The organism is candidate division KSB1 bacterium (assembly GCA_034506255.1).
GTDB classification, from domain to species: Bacteria; Zhuqueibacterota; Zhuqueibacteria; order Zhuqueibacterales; family Zhuqueibacteraceae; genus Coneutiohabitans; species Coneutiohabitans thermophilus.
This window is the reverse complement of sequence record JAPDPX010000006.1, coordinates 443984-460142: the sequence shown is the minus strand read 5'-3', so window position 1 is coordinate 460142 and position 16159 is coordinate 443984. Positions and strand designations below refer to the sequence as shown.

11 protein-coding genes are annotated in these 16159 nt (G+C 61.0%); 2 read left to right on the top strand and 9 right to left on the bottom strand.

Annotation, left to right across the window (positions count from 1 at the left end):
• Nucleotides 1–281 precede the first annotated feature (281 nt).
• Nucleotides 282–761, bottom strand: coding sequence for an RNA methyltransferase (locus tag ONB52_14875; GenBank protein ID MDZ7417420.1), 480 nt, complete (start codon nucleotides 759–761; stop codon nucleotides 282–284).
• Nucleotides 762–2077: 1316 nt separating this feature from the next.
• On the opposite strand from ONB52_14875, the gene ONB52_14870 reads away from it, so the two are divergent.
• Together ONB52_14870 and ONB52_14865 are read left to right on the top strand one after the other, a co-directional pair.
• Nucleotides 2078–3187 (top strand): leucine dehydrogenase, encoded by a 1110-nt coding sequence (locus tag ONB52_14870; protein MDZ7417419.1) that lies wholly within the window; start codon nucleotides 2078–2080, stop codon nucleotides 3185–3187.
• A gap of 56 nt (nucleotides 3188–3243) precedes the next feature.
• Nucleotides 3244–4632 carry a DUF2851 family protein gene (locus tag ONB52_14865; GenBank protein ID MDZ7417418.1) on the top strand — a complete coding sequence of 463 codons (1389 nt, stop codon included), beginning with the start codon at nucleotides 3244–3246 and terminating at the stop codon, nucleotides 4630–4632.
• On the opposite strand, the gene ONB52_14860 is transcribed toward ONB52_14865, so the two are convergent.
• The 8 genes from ONB52_14860 to ONB52_14825 form a co-directional block, all read right to left on the bottom strand.
• Nucleotides 4622–6658: a Type 1 glutamine amidotransferase-like domain-containing protein gene (locus ONB52_14860; protein MDZ7417417.1), complete on the bottom strand. Its 2037-nt coding sequence runs from the start codon at nucleotides 6656–6658 to the stop codon at nucleotides 4622–4624. The two genes, ONB52_14865 and ONB52_14860, sit on opposite strands and share 11 nt — an antisense overlap.
• A 219-nt stretch (nucleotides 6659–6877) precedes the next feature.
• Nucleotides 6878–7873 (bottom strand): PorV/PorQ family protein, encoded by a 996-nt coding sequence (locus ONB52_14855; GenBank protein MDZ7417416.1) that lies wholly within the window; start codon nucleotides 7871–7873, stop codon nucleotides 6878–6880.
• Nucleotides 7874–7960: 87 nt separating this feature from the next.
• A complete protein-coding gene (locus tag ONB52_14850) occupies nucleotides 7961–8362 on the bottom strand; it encodes a four helix bundle protein (GenBank protein MDZ7417415.1) in 402 nt (133 codons plus the stop codon).
• Between the two features lie 109 nt (nucleotides 8363–8471).
• Nucleotides 8472–11015 carry a hypothetical protein gene (locus ONB52_14845; GenBank protein ID MDZ7417414.1) on the bottom strand — a complete coding sequence of 848 codons (2544 nt, stop codon included), beginning with the start codon at nucleotides 11013–11015 and terminating at the stop codon, nucleotides 8472–8474.
• 23 nt (nucleotides 11016–11038) lie between these two features.
• Nucleotides 11039–13522 (bottom strand): TonB-dependent receptor, encoded by a 2484-nt coding sequence (locus tag ONB52_14840; GenBank protein MDZ7417413.1) that lies wholly within the window; start codon nucleotides 13520–13522, stop codon nucleotides 11039–11041.
• A gap of 43 nt (nucleotides 13523–13565) precedes the next feature.
• Nucleotides 13566–13730 carry a hypothetical protein gene (locus ONB52_14835; protein ID MDZ7417412.1) on the bottom strand — a complete coding sequence of 55 codons (165 nt, stop codon included), beginning with the start codon at nucleotides 13728–13730 and terminating at the stop codon, nucleotides 13566–13568.
• A 310-nt stretch (nucleotides 13731–14040) separates the two neighbouring features.
• Nucleotides 14041–14916 carry a MurR/RpiR family transcriptional regulator gene (locus ONB52_14830; protein ID MDZ7417411.1) on the bottom strand — a complete coding sequence of 292 codons (876 nt, stop codon included), beginning with the start codon at nucleotides 14914–14916 and terminating at the stop codon, nucleotides 14041–14043.
• Nucleotides 14917–14997: 81 nt separating this feature from the next.
• Nucleotides 14998–16140, bottom strand: coding sequence for a T9SS type A sorting domain-containing protein (locus ONB52_14825; protein MDZ7417410.1), 1143 nt, complete (start codon nucleotides 16138–16140; stop codon nucleotides 14998–15000).
• Nucleotides 16141–16159 lie beyond the last annotated feature (19 nt).

Below are 16159 nucleotides of genomic sequence, written 5' to 3'. Positions count from 1 at the left end.
TTATTCCGCGAAAATCTTTGCTCTCTCCTAAATCCCTGCGGCAGTGACAGTTTCCTCGAGGTGAAATATATACCCCAGGCTTATCGCGCGATCCAGCCTGCCGGTCTGTTGCGGCAGCAAGCCCCGCGCTACAGGCTTTTGCAAAATAAGTTTTTTGGTCTGAATGTCAAGCCATTCTTCCAGCGCAAGCCGCCTCGAAGGGAGAGTCGCGACCATGCCTCCGCATACAGGTTTTTCTTTGCACTCGGGGACGTTGCAAGAGCCGGCAAGCTGCTGCGCCGTCACTTCACTTCAGGCCACAGCCGGTTGGCGATTTCATAGGCCGCGATGCCGAAGGCCACGGCCACGTTGAGCGAATTTTTTCGGCCGCGCATCGGCAGCGAGATGACACCGTCGCACTGTGCCAGAATTTCGGGGCGGATGCCGTCGAATTCATGACCGACGATCAATGCCAGCGGGGCACGCAGGCGGGCGGCGCGATAGTCAGTGCTGGCGGGCGTGTTTTCCAGCGCCAACAGCAAGTAGCCCTCGCTTTTCAACGCAGCCAGCGCCGCCGCAGTGGTGGGGAAGTATTCCCACGCCACGTATTCCTCCGCCCCCAATGCCGCTTTGCGAATTTCGGCACGCGGCGGCGTGGCGGTCATGCCGCAGAGATAGAGTTTCTGCACACCGGCGCCGTCGGCGGTGCGAAAAATGGCGCCGACGTTGTGCAGGCTGCGAATGTTGTCGAGCACCGCGACGAATTCCGGCAAAGAGTTCATGCGTGTCGGCTCCCGCGGCCGTGAGAGTTTACGGAATTCAATTTGAACAGATCGCGTTTGGTGCTATGCCGCAGAAAGGCGCGGCCATGGCCCGGCCGTGGTTGGCTATCGCCCTGCGTGAAGTCACAAGCAAAGGCCAGGCCGTTGCAGAGCTCATGAAATGAATTGTTCCCACCTGAACTTTGCATAGGTCGTGTTGCCCTTGCCGCCTGCGATGGAAATCCCAGGTGCAAAGCGCGAGCCGGCTAAAGGCTGGCTTGTCAATCAACTGGCGGGCAGCCGCCGGCAGGCGGTTTCAGCTTTGAGTCTGGGAATTTTTTTTCAGGCCAAAGCTGGCAAAAAGAAGATGCAAGATTCAGGTACCAGACGGCAGGGGTCGACGGAAACCCTCCCGCTGGCGGTAAAATAGCACAGCGCGGTCTCTGGTGCAACAAGGGCAATATAGCTGCCGGTGCACCCCGCCGGTAGCCCTGCTGTGGTGTCAGGTGGGTGGCACAGGCGTGCCTTTAGGCAGCAGGTTTGCGCTGTGATCGCGTAGCGCGGCAGTCAGGCCGCAACCAAATCTGTCAACCGCGAAGCCGAAAGCATGCGGAGGATTTCTTTGTGTTCTTCATGCTTTTCCGTGCAATCATGCGTGGCGATGATTCCTCATTCGCCGTATGCCTTCTTTCATTGGTTTGACGTTCCAGTTAAATGAGAACCCCGGGCGGCAGTCGCATCATTGCAAGCAGGTCGGTCGTTGGGCCTCGTGTGTGGGCAGCAGTTGTTGATACAACCTTCGACGAGCCTGTCCATGCGGCAGCCGGCAGCAATCTGCCGGCTGTCACACGGAGTCGGTGGCGATACTTCGCCCTCCACTCGTAAACCGCGCGCAGTTTTCAAACAGAATGCGGTTGGCAGGCCGACCCCAACGCGTGAAGCCAGCCCTGCCATTCTCTTGGTGTGCCTGGCGCGCTTGGCGGTTCAAAAAAATTTTCGCGTATGTGTGCATCCCTGAATTTTGCAGGGGTCGGGTTGTCCTTGCCGCCTGTGAGGGAAATCGCAGGTGCGAAGCGCGAGCCGGCAAGGGCTGGCTTGTCACGCGATTGACGGGCAGCCGCCGGCAGGCGCTTTCAGCTTTAAGTCTGGGAATTTATTCGCAGGCCGAGCCGGGGTGCCAGGCGGAAGCGGTGCACTCCGCAATTCAGATTGCAGGCCTGAACCAGCACCACTGCAGCCTGAGGCTGCAGACAAACCCTGCTTGACCTTTGGGCAAAGATTTTTTACACTTTGGCAAATGGCAGCAGGAAGGTCACATTCTTGAAGGGTGGATGAATATGCGATTATTTGAAAGTATGAGCAGCTACAACCATGAAGAGGTTGTCTTTTGTCACGATCGTGACACGGGTTTGCGGGCCATCATTGCCATTCATGACACCACACTTGGACCTTCACTGGGCGGTACACGCATGTGGCCCTACCAAACCGAGGAAGAGGCATTGCAGGATGTGTTGCGTCTGGCACGCGGCATGACTTACAAGGCCGCGGCGGCAGGTTTGAACCTGGGTGGTGGCAAGGCGGTGATCATCGGCGACCCCTCCACCGACAAACATGAGATGCTGTTTCGCGCTTTTGGCCGTTTCGTCGAGGGGCTGGCCGGCCGCTACATTACCGCCGAGGACGTCGGCACCGATGTGCATGACATGGAATGGGTGCGGATGGAAACGCAATGGGTGACGGGGATTTCCGAAGCATTGGGCGGCAGCGGGGATCCCTCGCCGGTAACCGCGCGCGGCGTGTACCACGGCATGAAGGCGGCCGCTGAGGAAGTGTTCGGCACGCCCTCGCTGTGCGGCCGCAAGGTCGCGATTCAGGGCGCCGGTCATGTCGGTTATTTCCTCGCGGATTTTCTCACCAAGGAGGGCGCCAAAGTTTTCATCTCGGACATCAAGCCGGAGCGCGTCCAGCGTGCCGTCAACGACTTCGGCGCCACCGCCGTGGAGGCGGATAAAATCTATGACACGGACGCCGAAATCTTTGCGCCCTGTGCCCTCGGCGCGATCATCAACGATCAGACCATCCCGCGCTTCAAATTCCGCCTAATTGCCGGCGGCGCCAACAATCAGCTCGAAGACGAAAAGCGCCACGGCAAGATCTTGATGGAGAAGAACATTCTCTACGCCCCCGATTATGTCATCAACGCCGGCGGCCTGATCAATGTCGCCAATGAGATCGAGGGCTATAACCGCGAGAAGGCGCTCAAAGACGCGGAGGGCATTTACCACATCCTGCGTCAGATTTTCGCCATTGCCAGGCGCGAACACGTGCCCACCAACGTCGCCTCCGACCGGCTGGCGGAACGCCGCATCGAACAGGTTGCCAAACTCAAACGCATGCACGTGATCAAACCGCCGCAGAAAATTCGCGGCTGGCGCTACGCCTGGTGAGGCCGGGCACGCGCCCTGTGATCACGCCGTCAAACGCCCGTTCCGGGAGGGGTGCCATGGCTGCCCCGGCAGCATTCTCTGAAGCCGCGCTGCATGCGCTGTGGCAGCGCCAGCGTATTCCAGCAGAATGGCTGAAGACGACCGCAGGCGAGGGGATCGAAGTGGTGACCCCGGGCCGGTACAATCGCGATGCCGGCCCGGATTTTTTACAGGCCACCCTGCGCCTTGCCGGCCGCCTGCTGCAGGGCGATGTCGAGCTCCATCTCGATGCCCGCGATTGGACCAACCACGGCCACCATCAGGATTCCGCCTACAACAACGTCATCCTGCATGTCGCGCTCGCGGAGGAGAACGCCGCGGCGCCGATCATCATGCGGGAAAACGGCCTGCCCGTGCCACAGCTTCTGTTGCCGGCCGCCGTGTTCTCCGCCCCCGCGCCGCCCCCGGCAACTTTGTTGGATTGCCCGCTCCGCCGCACCACCCCCGAAAAAATTCTCGCCACCGTGCGCCACGCCGGCAGTCTGCGTTTTGAGGCCAGGGCCCTGGCTTTTGCCGAACAGCTCAGAGAGCGTTCGTGGGATCAGGCGATTTATCGCGGCCTGGCAGAAGCGCTGGGCTATGATAAAAATCAGGAGCCGTTCCGCCGTCTGGCGGATTTGCTGCCGATCGATCTGATCTTCGCGGAACTGCGCGCCAGTCGCGCCCATCCGCCGGCGGTTTTGGTGGAGGCCCTGATCTTCGGCGCCGCCGGTCTGCTGGCCCGGCCGGCGGCACAGGAGGAGGCGGAAGATGCCGCCGTCACCACTTATCGCGAAACGCGCCGCGAAATTTGGGAGCAGTTGCGCCACAGCCTGCAAATTCGGCCGCTGCCTGCCGCGGGCTGGCGTTACTTTCAACTGCGGCCGCAGAATTTTCCCACCCGCCGCCTCGCCGGTTTGTGCGCGATGCTCCTGAAGTTTTATCGTCACGGCATCGTGGAGCATCTCGCCGGCCTGCTGGAGGCCTCCGGCAGCCGGCCTGCCGCCAAGGCAAAGGAACTCGTGCGCTTTCTGGTTTGTCCGGCGCGCGGCTTCTGGCAACAGCACTACAGTTTTCGCGATCGTGACACCACGCCTGCGGCCCACACAGGCGATTTGATCGGCCGCGACCGTAGCCGCGACATCCTTGTCAATCTCCTGCTGCCGGCGCTCTGGCTCTACTATCGCGAAGCCGGCAACGCCACCCGTCAAAATCAAGTCCTGGAGATTTACAGCCAACTGCCCCGGCTGCAGGAAAACCGCCTCACGCTCGCCATGCAACAGCAACTCAGCGCGATGCCTGCGCTGAGGCGCGCGCTCGCAGCCTCCGCCAGAACACAGCAGGGCTTGTTGCATTTGCAGAAGCTCTACTGCCGGCCGTTGCGCTGCGCCGAATGCCTGGCGCTCGCCGATCCACTCAGCGGATGAGCAACATTTTTCGTGAAGCCATCCGGCCGCGGACTTCCAGACGATACAGGTAGAGGCCGCCCGCAAGTGCCGAACCCTCGAAGGTTACGGCATGCCATCCGGCTGCCTGCGGCGCCTGCACCAGGGTTGCGACCTCCCGGCCCGCGAGATCGAAAACCCGCAGAGTAACGGTCGCCGGCTCGCTCAGGTGATAGCGAATGCTCGTGCGGGGATTGAAAGGGTTGGGATGGTTCTGTTCGAGCTGAAAAAGCCGCGGTGGGTTTGCAACGGCGTGCCTGCTCTCGACCTGCACGACAGCACCGTTGTTGAAATCGAATCGGCTGCCGTTGGGCAAAATGTGCAGACGGGCGCGATCGATCGCCGCTGATTGCCGCGGCCCCGCGCTGTTCGACGCGCGGTACGGTGAAAAGTCCCGCCATTGCGCCGGCCGGCTGTCGATCACCAGCGTGGGGGTGGAGCCGGCAAAACGTGCCACGCCGTTGCTGCAACTCAGATGGCTGCCGGCATCCAGCAACACGCCCAAGGCTGCCTGCGTTTGCGCCATGCCCCACAGCAAGCCGCTCAGCCGGTTTTCATGATAATCCTCCGCCTGCCAGGCGCGCGGCATGACGATCATGCTGCCGAGCAAACTCAATCCCGTGAAAAGCGTGAGGCGGCCGCGATAAGCCGCCGTGGTCGAAACTTCCGTTTGCCCGATGCCGGTGCTGCCCGCGAGTTTGGCATCATTGCCGAGAAACAACATCGCATGTCCCGCCTGCCTCGCTGCGGCGAACGCCTGTCCGGTGGCGGTGGCCGGCGCGAGATGAGGCGCAACACTGTCCGGAAAATTGCCGGCGAAGATGAGACCGGCACTCCGTTGCACCCGCGTGGCAGTAGGCTGGTCATTGCGGGTGCTGGAATCCAGCGACAGCAGGTGGGAGGAAAACCCACGCTGTGCGAGCTGTTGCGCAAGCGCCTGGGCACTCGCGCCCGCCGCCGGTGAGGCAATGATGCCGAGTGTGTCCCGGCCGGCCGTGAAACCGGCAAGAAAACCCGCAAAGCTGCCGCCGGCGGCGAACCAGTCGCCTGGCTGATCACTGCCTTCCAGCCAAATGCCGGTGCCGCTCGCTTGAAAAGGAACCGCGGAAAAATTCATCGCGGCTTCCGGCCGGTTGCGAAGGTCTCCGGATGCCAGTTCGAAGCGAAAGCCCGCGGTGAATTGCTGCAATTCCAGCTCGGAGAGCGCCAGTGGCTGATTCACTTGCACGGTGGCTGTGGTGCGCTCACCGGCGCGCAGCAGCGTCACGGCCCCGGATCCAAAAACTTCGGCGCTGCCATCCGGCGCAATCGCGAGCGCGGTGCGGTCATCGACACCGATGCCGGTGAGCCAGCGGCCGTGTTGTGCCTGATAGACGGCCAGCATCGCCGCCAGCCGGCCGAGACGGCCGCGTTCGTAGAAGTGGGTGTCGATCAGCGCATGCGGCACCAATGCGAGAAAGCCGGCCGTGAAGGTGATGCCGGCGCGCAGGGGATTGCGCAGCGCCTGGCGCGGATCGACCGAAGTCGTGCGCGCGTCGAAGACGATTTCGCTCAATACCATCGCGCCGGCGCTGGTACCGCCGATCGCGCCGCCGGCTTGAAACACCTGCTGAATCGCCTGGCTGGCGAGCGTGCCCTGCCACAACGAGACATACTGCCATTGGTCCCCGCCGCGCAGAAACAATCCACCGGCCCGCAAAATGGCGCGATAGTTGGCCGAGTCATTTGCGCTGCTGCGGCTGTTGATCACCAAATTGGCCGCATTGGCGGCACCCAAAGATTTGAAGTAGTTCGGCAGGAAGGAGGATGGGCTGTCATAATGCAGAATCAAAATTTCGCGATTGGGCGCGTGTTGCACCAGCCAGCGATAGGGTGCATCCGACCAGTCGTTGTAGTTCTCGGAGCCGCCGCCCACCAGCAGCACACTGCCCTGCGCCAACAGGTTGCGCAGCAGCAGGAGTTGAGCAAGCAGCAACCACCGGCCGGTTTGCCAAACTGATTTTAGCATGGATTAGCATCCCTGCGCCGCTTTCGTGATGCCGGCATTCTCGGACAGACACCAAATCTTTCAGGGCACCGGCCACGAGTCCCGGAATTGGTGATGAGCACATTTGGAATTCTACCACGAAACACACGAAGAACTATTTGGTGTATCTCGCATGTTTCGCGGGTTACGCACCCAAGCATAGCCGGGCAGAATGCGCATTGAGTGCCGTCATGCAAAGCCTCAGAACTCCAGCCCCACGGCAAAGCGGTGCACGTCGGGCAGCAGGTCGTGGCGGGTGTAGGCATAATCGACGGCGAGATGGCTGTTGGCCATCGGCCACGACAGGCCCAGGCCGAAGCAGAGATCTTCGTCATCGTAGTTGAAGCGATAGCCGCCGCGCAGGAACAGCCGGTCGAACACGCCCAGCTCGGTGCCGAAGTTCACGCGCTCGCTGTTGTCATTGGGATGGGTGACATCGGAGGCCAGCCGCCACGCGAAGATGCGGGAGCGCAGCAGTTCGAGCGCCAGGCCGACTTGAAAGTGCAGCGGCAGGGGATAGGCTTCGGTTTCGAGCGTGGCGGGCGCCAGGCGGTTGCGCGGCGCGTTCGGGTCGGTGTCGAATTTATACGACAGATCCCGGCCGGCCATGTGCAGGTCGCTGCCAAAGTTGGTCAGGCTCATGCCGATCACCGCTTCTTTGAACCATAGACGGTACTGCGTGCCGACGTCGAAGGCGATGCCGGAGGCCGACTCGTTCCAGATTTTTTGCTGGATATATTTCGCGGTGATGCCGGTGCTAAAGCGGTCGCTGAGCGCGCGGGCATAGCTCAGGCCGATCATCACATCCTGGGCCTCGAAGAATTCGCCGGTGCCGTCCTGGGCATACTCGGTGGTGACTTCCATGCGGTCCATCGACAGCACCGTCACCGCCACGCCGAGACTGCCGAGCTCGCCGAGGCGCAGGGCATAGGCCGCGGAATTCAATTGCATGGTGGCGCGCCAGGGCGTGTGCGCGAAGTAAACCGATTGCCGTTCAAGGCGGGCAATGCCGGCGGGATTCCAAAACAGCGCGGCGGCATTGGCTGCGCTCGCGACATATGCGCCGGCCATGCCCGTTGCCCGCGCGCCCACTGGAATTTGCAGAAATTGCGCGCCTGCCGTGCCAAGATTGGCGTTCTGCGCCTGCACCGCAAATGCGACACACCATCCCAGCAGCGAAAGTAGATGCTTTTTCATATCAACCTCGGGGTTTCGGTCTCCCTGCTCGTTGTCCTCCTCCTCCTCCTCCTGCTCTTACTCTTACTCTTACTCTTACTCTTACTCTTACTCCAGCTCCTCCCCTCCATACATCACGCCCACCTCGGCGATTCGATTCTGAGCATTGGTGCGCAGGCCAATAATAAGGCCGGCGACGCGTTTCAATATGCGTTTGCCTGCAGTGGTGTCTGGCTGTGTCAAGTACCCTTGTGCGCAAAGGACATCGAGTGCCGCGGCGCATTCCATTGTCGAGCCACTGGCGATTTCCAAATAGCGCGCGCGTTCCTTCATCGAAAACCTGGCATTGCCCTCTGCCAGGTTGAGGACAATCGAAGTGCTGGCGCGTTCGAGTTGATCGTGCATGACCCGGCATTTTTTCAAATGCTCGAGACGCGGTGCCAGCCATGCCACAAATTGAATCGCCTCCTGGTATGCCTTGAGCTTCTCGTGATCAAAGAGGTATTCCATGCCTGACCCCCATGCTTAATTGCGTGGTTCCAGTTCAGCTTTTCCTACTCCCACTCCTACTCTTACTCTTACTTTTTTTAAGAGTAAGAGTAAGAGTAAGGGTAAGACCTCACTTCACCACCGCGAAGCGGTCGAGTTTCTCCGCGTTGTCGGTTTTCACGAGATAAAGATAGACACCGGTGGCGATCTCGCGGCCGGAGGCCGAACGCATATCCCAGGTGGCGACGCCGGTGCCGTCATTATGCTCGATGGTCTTGATCAAATCGCCGTCGAGCGTGAACACATGAATCGTGCACACCGGCGGCAAATTGACGAAGCGCAGCACACGCAGCGGCTCGCGCCGCAGTTGCCCGAATTCCTCTTCGAAACTGGAGGCCACCAAGTAGGGATTGGGCACGACGCGCACCCGTCCCAACTCGCTTTTCACCGCGCTGGCATCGACACGCGGCGGTGTGGTGGAGAACTGAAAGCGATCCTTGTAAGTGAGCGGCTGAGGAGCGGTCGCCGGCGGCACGATTGTGAAGATCAGGCCGTTGCTGGTCGCATAGGGTTTGCCCAGCGCCAGGGGCCGCACCGGCAGCACCACCGCGCCTCCGCTGCTGACTTGCACCCCGGGCGCGATCACCACTTCATCGCCGGCCTCGGGAAAAAAGTCGAGCGGCTCGGTGGGGGCGGGATTGGTGATGGTGATCTGCAGACCCTCGAAGGTGAAGGCGGTGCCCGAAACGTAACTCTGGTTGCGCAACAGTGTGTCACCGGAGGCGACATCCAGGAGATGGAAAGCGGTCGCGGAAAGGAAACGCAGCGCATAGCTCCGCGGCACGGTCGCCTCCAGGTCGGCGATGGTCGCCTCGACTCTGGCGGAGAGATTGCCGGTCACCCGCGCGATTGCGGGCAGGAACTCCACGACAAAAGTCTGGCCGGCTGCGCCAGCTTGATCCGTGGCGCTGATGAGGAACTGGTAATTCGAGCTGCCGCTGCCGATCTGCCGCAGGTCGGTCACCCGCGGCGGCATACGACCGATGGCATCCTGGCGCGGCACCACCGCCACGATGTTGGGCTCATCCAAAGTGGCGCCGCGGCTGGACTCCAGGCTCTCGACGGCCTCGCTGCCACGATCGTATGCGGTGAGCGAGTACCAATATTCAAAACCGTTCACCACGTTGGTATCGACGAAACTGTATTGCAAACCGGTGTCGGCGCCGAGACCGTTGAGGACATCGAACTGTGCCAGCGGCACGGGATCCGGGCCGGCGTGGGGAAAGACGTTGCGATCAATTTGATCCCAGGTGATGCCCTTGTCCAGGCTCTTGTAGAGACGATAGCCCTCGAAATCGAAGGCATTCGAAAACTTGTCACGGCTGCGTTCGGAGCGGTCATCCCAATAGAGCGTGACGCGGCGGTTGCCCGGCACGGCACTCAGCTTGGGCGGATCCGGCGGCCGTGCCACCTCGAAATTCAGCGCCACAATGTTGTGCGCGGTGCGGGTGTTGGCGAACAGTTGCTGGCGATCCGGCCCGGCTACGATGGCGGTGATGAACGTCAGCGTGTCTCCCACCGCCAGGGTGTAGGGTCCGGAGGCCGCGATGGCATCAGTGTCGTTGCCGCCGGGATCCTGCGTGCTGAGATCATCGAAATGGAGATTCGGGGCATTGGCGCCGGGATGCAGAAATTTCGGTCCCAAAGGCGAATGGTAGAGACTGGCGGCACTCGACATCAGCCCGTATTGCACCGAGTCGATGTCGGTGACATTCAGGTCGTCGTAGAGGAACCAGTGCATGTCGGTGATGCCCAACTGCCGGCCGTTGACCGCGGGCGTGCGCAAAAACGCCACGCCCATCTCGCCGGGAATGTTGCCCGGCCATTCGCTGGTGTAGTTGTCGGCATCGTAATCGTACAGAAGCTGCAGTTCGCGATCGAAGCCGATCTTCTCGTCCGCCCATTCGGGATCGCCGCCGGAGACGTTGCCGGCATCGATGTCCATGTACATCGCAAAATAGAGACTGTCGAGACGGCGCTTGCCCTTGTTGATAATGTCGAATTTGAAGAAGATCATGTCAGCGGCGAATTTCACACCGTAGGCATACCCGGTTTGATGCACCTCCAACCCCAGAATGCCGGTTTTGCTGGTGTTGTTGGAATCGCTGTAAACGCAGTAGCTGTCCTGATCCGAGCGGATGATGGGGTTGCCCCGGGCATCCTTCACCGGCCAGCCGGTGGCCGGCCAGGTTTCCGGCCGGTCGCTGAAGGCGATCTGCGCCAGCGCCGGGTTGTGATAGCCACCCACCGCCTCCCATTCTTCATTGGTGGTGAAACGGCCCTGCACCACATTGTTGGGCACGCCCACCCAGGGGTTGATGCGGTAGATGTAATGCCGGCCGCTGCCGATGGGATACTCTCCCGACGGGCCCTGACTCAGGCGCCGCGGATAGAGCTTGCCACGGTTTTCGAAAAACAAGCCGATGTTGCTCTTGTTGTGCGTGCCGCCGGCACGATCACGAATACCGGCGGTCGCCGCCGGCGGGTGCAGGAAAAAATTCTCCCCATCGCGCTCGCGCCCCGCCTGGGTTCGCTGGGCCGGCAGGGCGGCGGGCAGCAGTGCGCACAGCAGCAGCAATTTTTTCACGCGGGTCATGCTGGTTTGGCACAACATCGTTCGACCTCCATCCGGCGAAATCACCTCTGCAACCGCAAGCCCAGCCGCACGCGGCGCGGCGGGCCGAAATTGGAAGGATCGCGAATGTACTCCGGCGAGTTGTTGCCCACCCGTGTCACATCCGGCAGGCCGGTGTCGGAATACACGGACAACACGTTTTTGTAGTTGGTGAGATTGAGCGCTTCGGCAAAAACCGTCAGCACGAAGCCGCCCAGCCGCCAGTCTTTGCCGACTTCCGCATCCAGCGAGAGTGTCCACGGCATGCGCTCGGAGTTGCGGATCACGAAGCCGGCGTCACGGCCGCCGGGTGTGTAGGGATAGCCGCTGCTGGTGCGCAGCACGACGTTCCAGTAGGTGCGCGCCAGCGGCTGCATGCCGAACAGCCGCGGCCCCTCCTTCTCTTTGAAACTCAGGCTGGTGTTGAGATTGATGACGTGCGTCTTGTCGAAATCGAGATAGTAGAGCAGCGTCGACTCCTGCGTGCCGGGGTATTGCTCGGTTTCCGAGGAGGCGCTGCCTTTGGCCACCGAGTAGGTGTAGGTCAGGCCGCCGGCAAAGTTTTTCGTGCGGCGCAAGGTCACGTCGACTTCAAAGCCCTTGATGTTGGCATAATCCTCATTGACGTACAGGGTGTAGCCCACGAAGCGGCCATCGAAATAGGGGAAATAGTAATGCGTGCCAATCAAGCCGGTCACATCTTTGTAGTAGGCGGTCAGGCTGGCGGCCAGCGTCGGGGTCAACTGGTGCGCCACCCCGACTTCATAGGCCACGGTTTTCTGCGCCTCGAGGTCGGGCTGGCCGAAGAGCGGCTCGCGCACATTCAAATCGTACTGGCTGTTTTCGTAGAGAAATTGATACTCGGGGTTCTGGAAGAAATGGCCGTAGGAAAAATGAAAGTTGGTGCGCTCGGTGATGGGGTGGGCGATGCCCAGGCGCGGACTGATCTGCCATTTCTTCGAAGCGGCCACCACCGCCTGCGGGTCGAGCGGGTTGGCGCGAAAGGGGGCGCGCTGATCGGCGAAATCCAGGCGCAGGCCGGCATTCAGGATCAACGAGGCAAACTCCATCTTGTCCTGCACGTAGGCCGCGGCCTCCACCGGCTTGCGCGTGTAATCGTTGATGTAGGGGAAATTGCGCCTGGGGTCGTAGATGCTGTACAGCCGCAGATCGTGGCGCTTCAGCTCCAGCCCGGCCTTCAACTCATGTGAGGGATGCGCCTGCCACACCCAATCGGCTCGGGCATTGAGGGTTTTGGTGTGGCTGTCGAGGTAGTCCAGCGGATGGGCGCGCGCATAGAATTCGAAGCCATTGCCGGCCGTTGGGAGGTAGACGCGATCACCGGTGGCGAGATATTGCGAAGGCGGCAGGAAGTTGTCGTTCGCATCCATCACGCCCAGGCGGTAACTTTGCCGGAAAGAGGAGAGCTTCAGGTCGTAGAAGGCCTTGTTGCTGAGCACGTGTTTGAGGGTGAGCACGGCGTGATCGCTGTGCGTGCGCGAGTGGGCGTATTGTTCAGGAATGTATTTCCAGGCGTGACTGTAGCTCTGGCGGCCGCCGCGCGTCAGACGGTAGCTCAGAGTGGCTTTCAACGCGCTGGAAAATTTTTGCGACAGCTTGCCGAGCGTGGAAAACTCACGATTATAGCCGAACGGCAGCCAACTGCCGCGCCGGTCGCTTTCCCCGCTAACGAAGAAAGTGAGATTGGGCAGCAGGGGCAGCGGCCCGCCCAGCGAGATGATGACGCGGTTTTCATCGTAGTGCGAATAGGGCGCGGCAAACTCGCTGGTGCGGCCGTCGAGCTTGGCGGTGAATTGCCCGCCGCCCTCGCGGGTGACGATGTTGACCACGCCGCTCAGCGCGTCGCCGAATTCCGCGCTGAACGTGCCGGAGAGAAACTCAAGCTGCTCGATGGCATCGTTGTGCACGCGCGTGCCCAGGCCGCCGAAGAGCGGATCTTCGATGTACACGCCATCGACGAGGTAGGCCACTTCATTGCTGCGGCCGCCGCGAATGTTGATGTTGTTGCCCTCGCCCACCACCCCGGCACGAAGCTGCAGTACCTCCACGAAATCGCGCACCGGCAGCGCCTGAATGTCATCGCGGCCGACGATGGCCACCGTGCCGGTGGCATCCTGACGCACCAGCGGCCGCTCCGCCACCACCACGACCTCCTCGCCCTCCAGCAGGCTTTCGTTCAGTTCCACGTGGAGTGTCGTGGTTTGGTTGATTGCCACCCGGACGTTGGCGATCGTCACCGGGTCATAGCCGATGAAATTGACGCGCGCGCTGTAGGTGCCCGGCGGAATGTTCAAAATGACGAACGCGCCGTTGTGATCGGCGGCCGCGCCCAGGGTCGTGCCCTCCAATTGGACGCTGGCGCCGGGCAGCGGCGCTTTGCTGGTCTTGTCGACCACCCGCCCGGCGATTTTGCCGGTGGTGCCGGCCTGCGCCGGGGCGAAGGCGAGCCACACCAGCAGGCCCGTGCTCAGGATTCTTTTGATCATGTCGTCACCCTGCATTGTGGTTTGCCCCTGCTCCACCAATCACTCAGGCATGCCATGCCGATACCGGCGGGCAGGCTTCTAGCCCAATGCTGCCAACTTTTGCGAAGCGATAAAAAAACGAAAACAAAACCCATGCAAAGCCGCAAAGAGTTTTTCTGCTGAAATTGCCAAACACCAGTCTCCTCACCGCAAAGATCACCGCGGCCATGAAGTTTGCCCTCGTGCATCGTGGTTCAAAAATCTTGCGGTGACAGTTCCGTTCTCTTTTTGATCGGTCACGGCCCGGCCGTGGCATTTCTGCCAGGCGCCTCCGCAGGATCGCAGGACAATGCCACGGTCAAACCGTGGCGGAACAACTACTCTTGGCGAAGCCTCGGCGGCTGCGCGTCCTTGCGTGCCCCGGCTTTGGATTTTATCACCTCAAAAAAACAGGTGTGAACAAGCTGTTACTCCCGGGCAGCAGCAAGCCAGCATGCAAAATGCAGGTACTGATGATGCGGGGATTCGCTTTTGCCCGGCTAGTCGTCCAGGAATTCCTGCGTCTGCTGCATGATGCGTGATGATTCCTGGAAGACTCTGCTGACCTCCTGCTTGTTGTGCAGCGCGATCTCGGTGACCAGGGCGTTGATCACCACGGAGATCGCCGAAATCGAATTGGTGTAAAGCATGTTTTTGGTGCGCACCGCCAGCACACGCGTGGCATGAAAAGTGACCGGCGCCGCCGGCTTGTCGGTGATGGCCACCAGCGCGAGGCCTTTCTCGGCGGCGTATGTCGCGGCAGCCACCGTCTCCCGGGAATAGGGCGGGAAGGAGAACGCCACCACCACATCCTCCTTTTTCGCCAGCACCAACTGTTCGACAAAGCGCATGGTGCCGCTGGCCAGCGGCCGGGCATCGATGGCAACTTGATGCAATTCATAAGCCAGAAGCTGTGCCAGCAGCTTGGAAATGCCCAGCCCCATGGTGTAGACGCGCGCCGCGCCCCGCAGCATCTGCACCACCTCGTGAAACACCTGGCGGTCGAGATGCAAAAGCGTCTGATTGATGTTCTGCACCTCGTGCCCGGCCACCAGGGTGAGCGCTTCCTCCGGCGAATGCTTTGCGAAGGCGAGCATGAAGCGGTCGGCAGGCGCCAGATTGGCCTGCAGCGTCTGCAGCACCTCGTTGCGCAGCGCCGGGAAGCCGTCATAACCGAGCTTTTGCGCAAAACGCACAATGGTGGCCTTGCTCACGTGCAGGGCCTCGGCCATGGCGTCGGTGGTGAGAAAGGAAAAATCATTGGGCTGCTGCAAAAAATAGTCGGCGACTTTTCTTTGATTCGCCGGCAGGCGCTGGTAAAGCGCCAGAATTTTTTGCGTGAGCACCGGCGCATTTTGGGGCTTGCGACTGGGCATGTGGTTTGACCAAAGCCTTCCCGGGGCGGAGCACAACGCCGGCTGGCGCTGCGCTCCGCGGTCGGGTGGTTGCCTCCTCAGTTATCGCAGCAACAGCATCTTGCGGATGGCGGTGAATTTCTCCGTGTGCAGCTTGTAGAAATAAACCCCGCTGCTCAAACCACGGGCAGTGAAGGTGATCACGTGCTCGCCCGCAGGTTTGAAGCCGTCGAGCAGGCGGCTGACTTCACGGCCGCCGGCGTCATAGACCGTCAACTGCACGCTGGCAGGCCGGGCCAGACGGAAGCGGATCTGCGTCGCGGGGTTGAAGGGGTTGGGATAGTTTTGCTGCAGGGAGAAGCCTGAAGGGACAGCGGGAGAGGAGGCCGCGACCGAAGTGAAGATGTCCTCATAGCGGGTTTGCGCCGCGGCACTGGCTTCTCTTAATTCGCCCAGAGAATTGCCATACACCACCGCATACACCAGCTCCGCCGTGTCCCCCGGCGCGAGGGTCACCAGGCCGCCGTTGTGATGATAGATGCTGCCGTTGGGCCCGGCAATCAGGGCGTTGTCGAAGCCACTGGCCGCGGTCATCGCATGGCGGGTGGAATCTGTTGCCTCATCCGAGTCAGGATTGGGGGAGTAAGCATCCCAATCCCGAATTTTCACCGAATACACCGGTTTGTTGAGCAGCCGCGTGCCCCAATAGGGTTGTTCGCCGGTGCGGAAATAGTAGGCCGTCTGGTTGGTGGAGTCGTAGGCCACGGTCTCTCCGCCATAGGTGAGGGATGGTCGCGGAATGACGGCGGCTCCCAAATGGAGATCGAGTGGACCGGCACTGGTGTTCACCGCCTGGAATCGAATAAAGACATAGGGCGTATTGCTCCAGGACATCACGGTATGCACCACGCGAATGTCCGGCGGCTCACCGGAATATTCGTTGTCGGTGATGCACTGGTAGGCGGCATCGACCCCGGGGAGGGTGATCCCGGCGGCGGTCACGCTGGTGCTGTCGCCATCTTCGTTGTAGTCGTAGACGTCCTCTTTGCCGAGGGCGGCAATGAAACTCATGCGATCGACTTCCCGCGCGCTGCTGGAGTAGGGCGATTTGCTGACGCGCAGGCGGCCATAACTGTTGAGATTGAAACCAAGCACACCGTTGTCGCCGGTGACGCTGGGCTGGGCGCCGGCGTATTCAACCCCGACAAAGGCAGCGAGGCAAACCAGTAGCGATGATTTTTTCATACGTCCTCCCGTGCGAGTG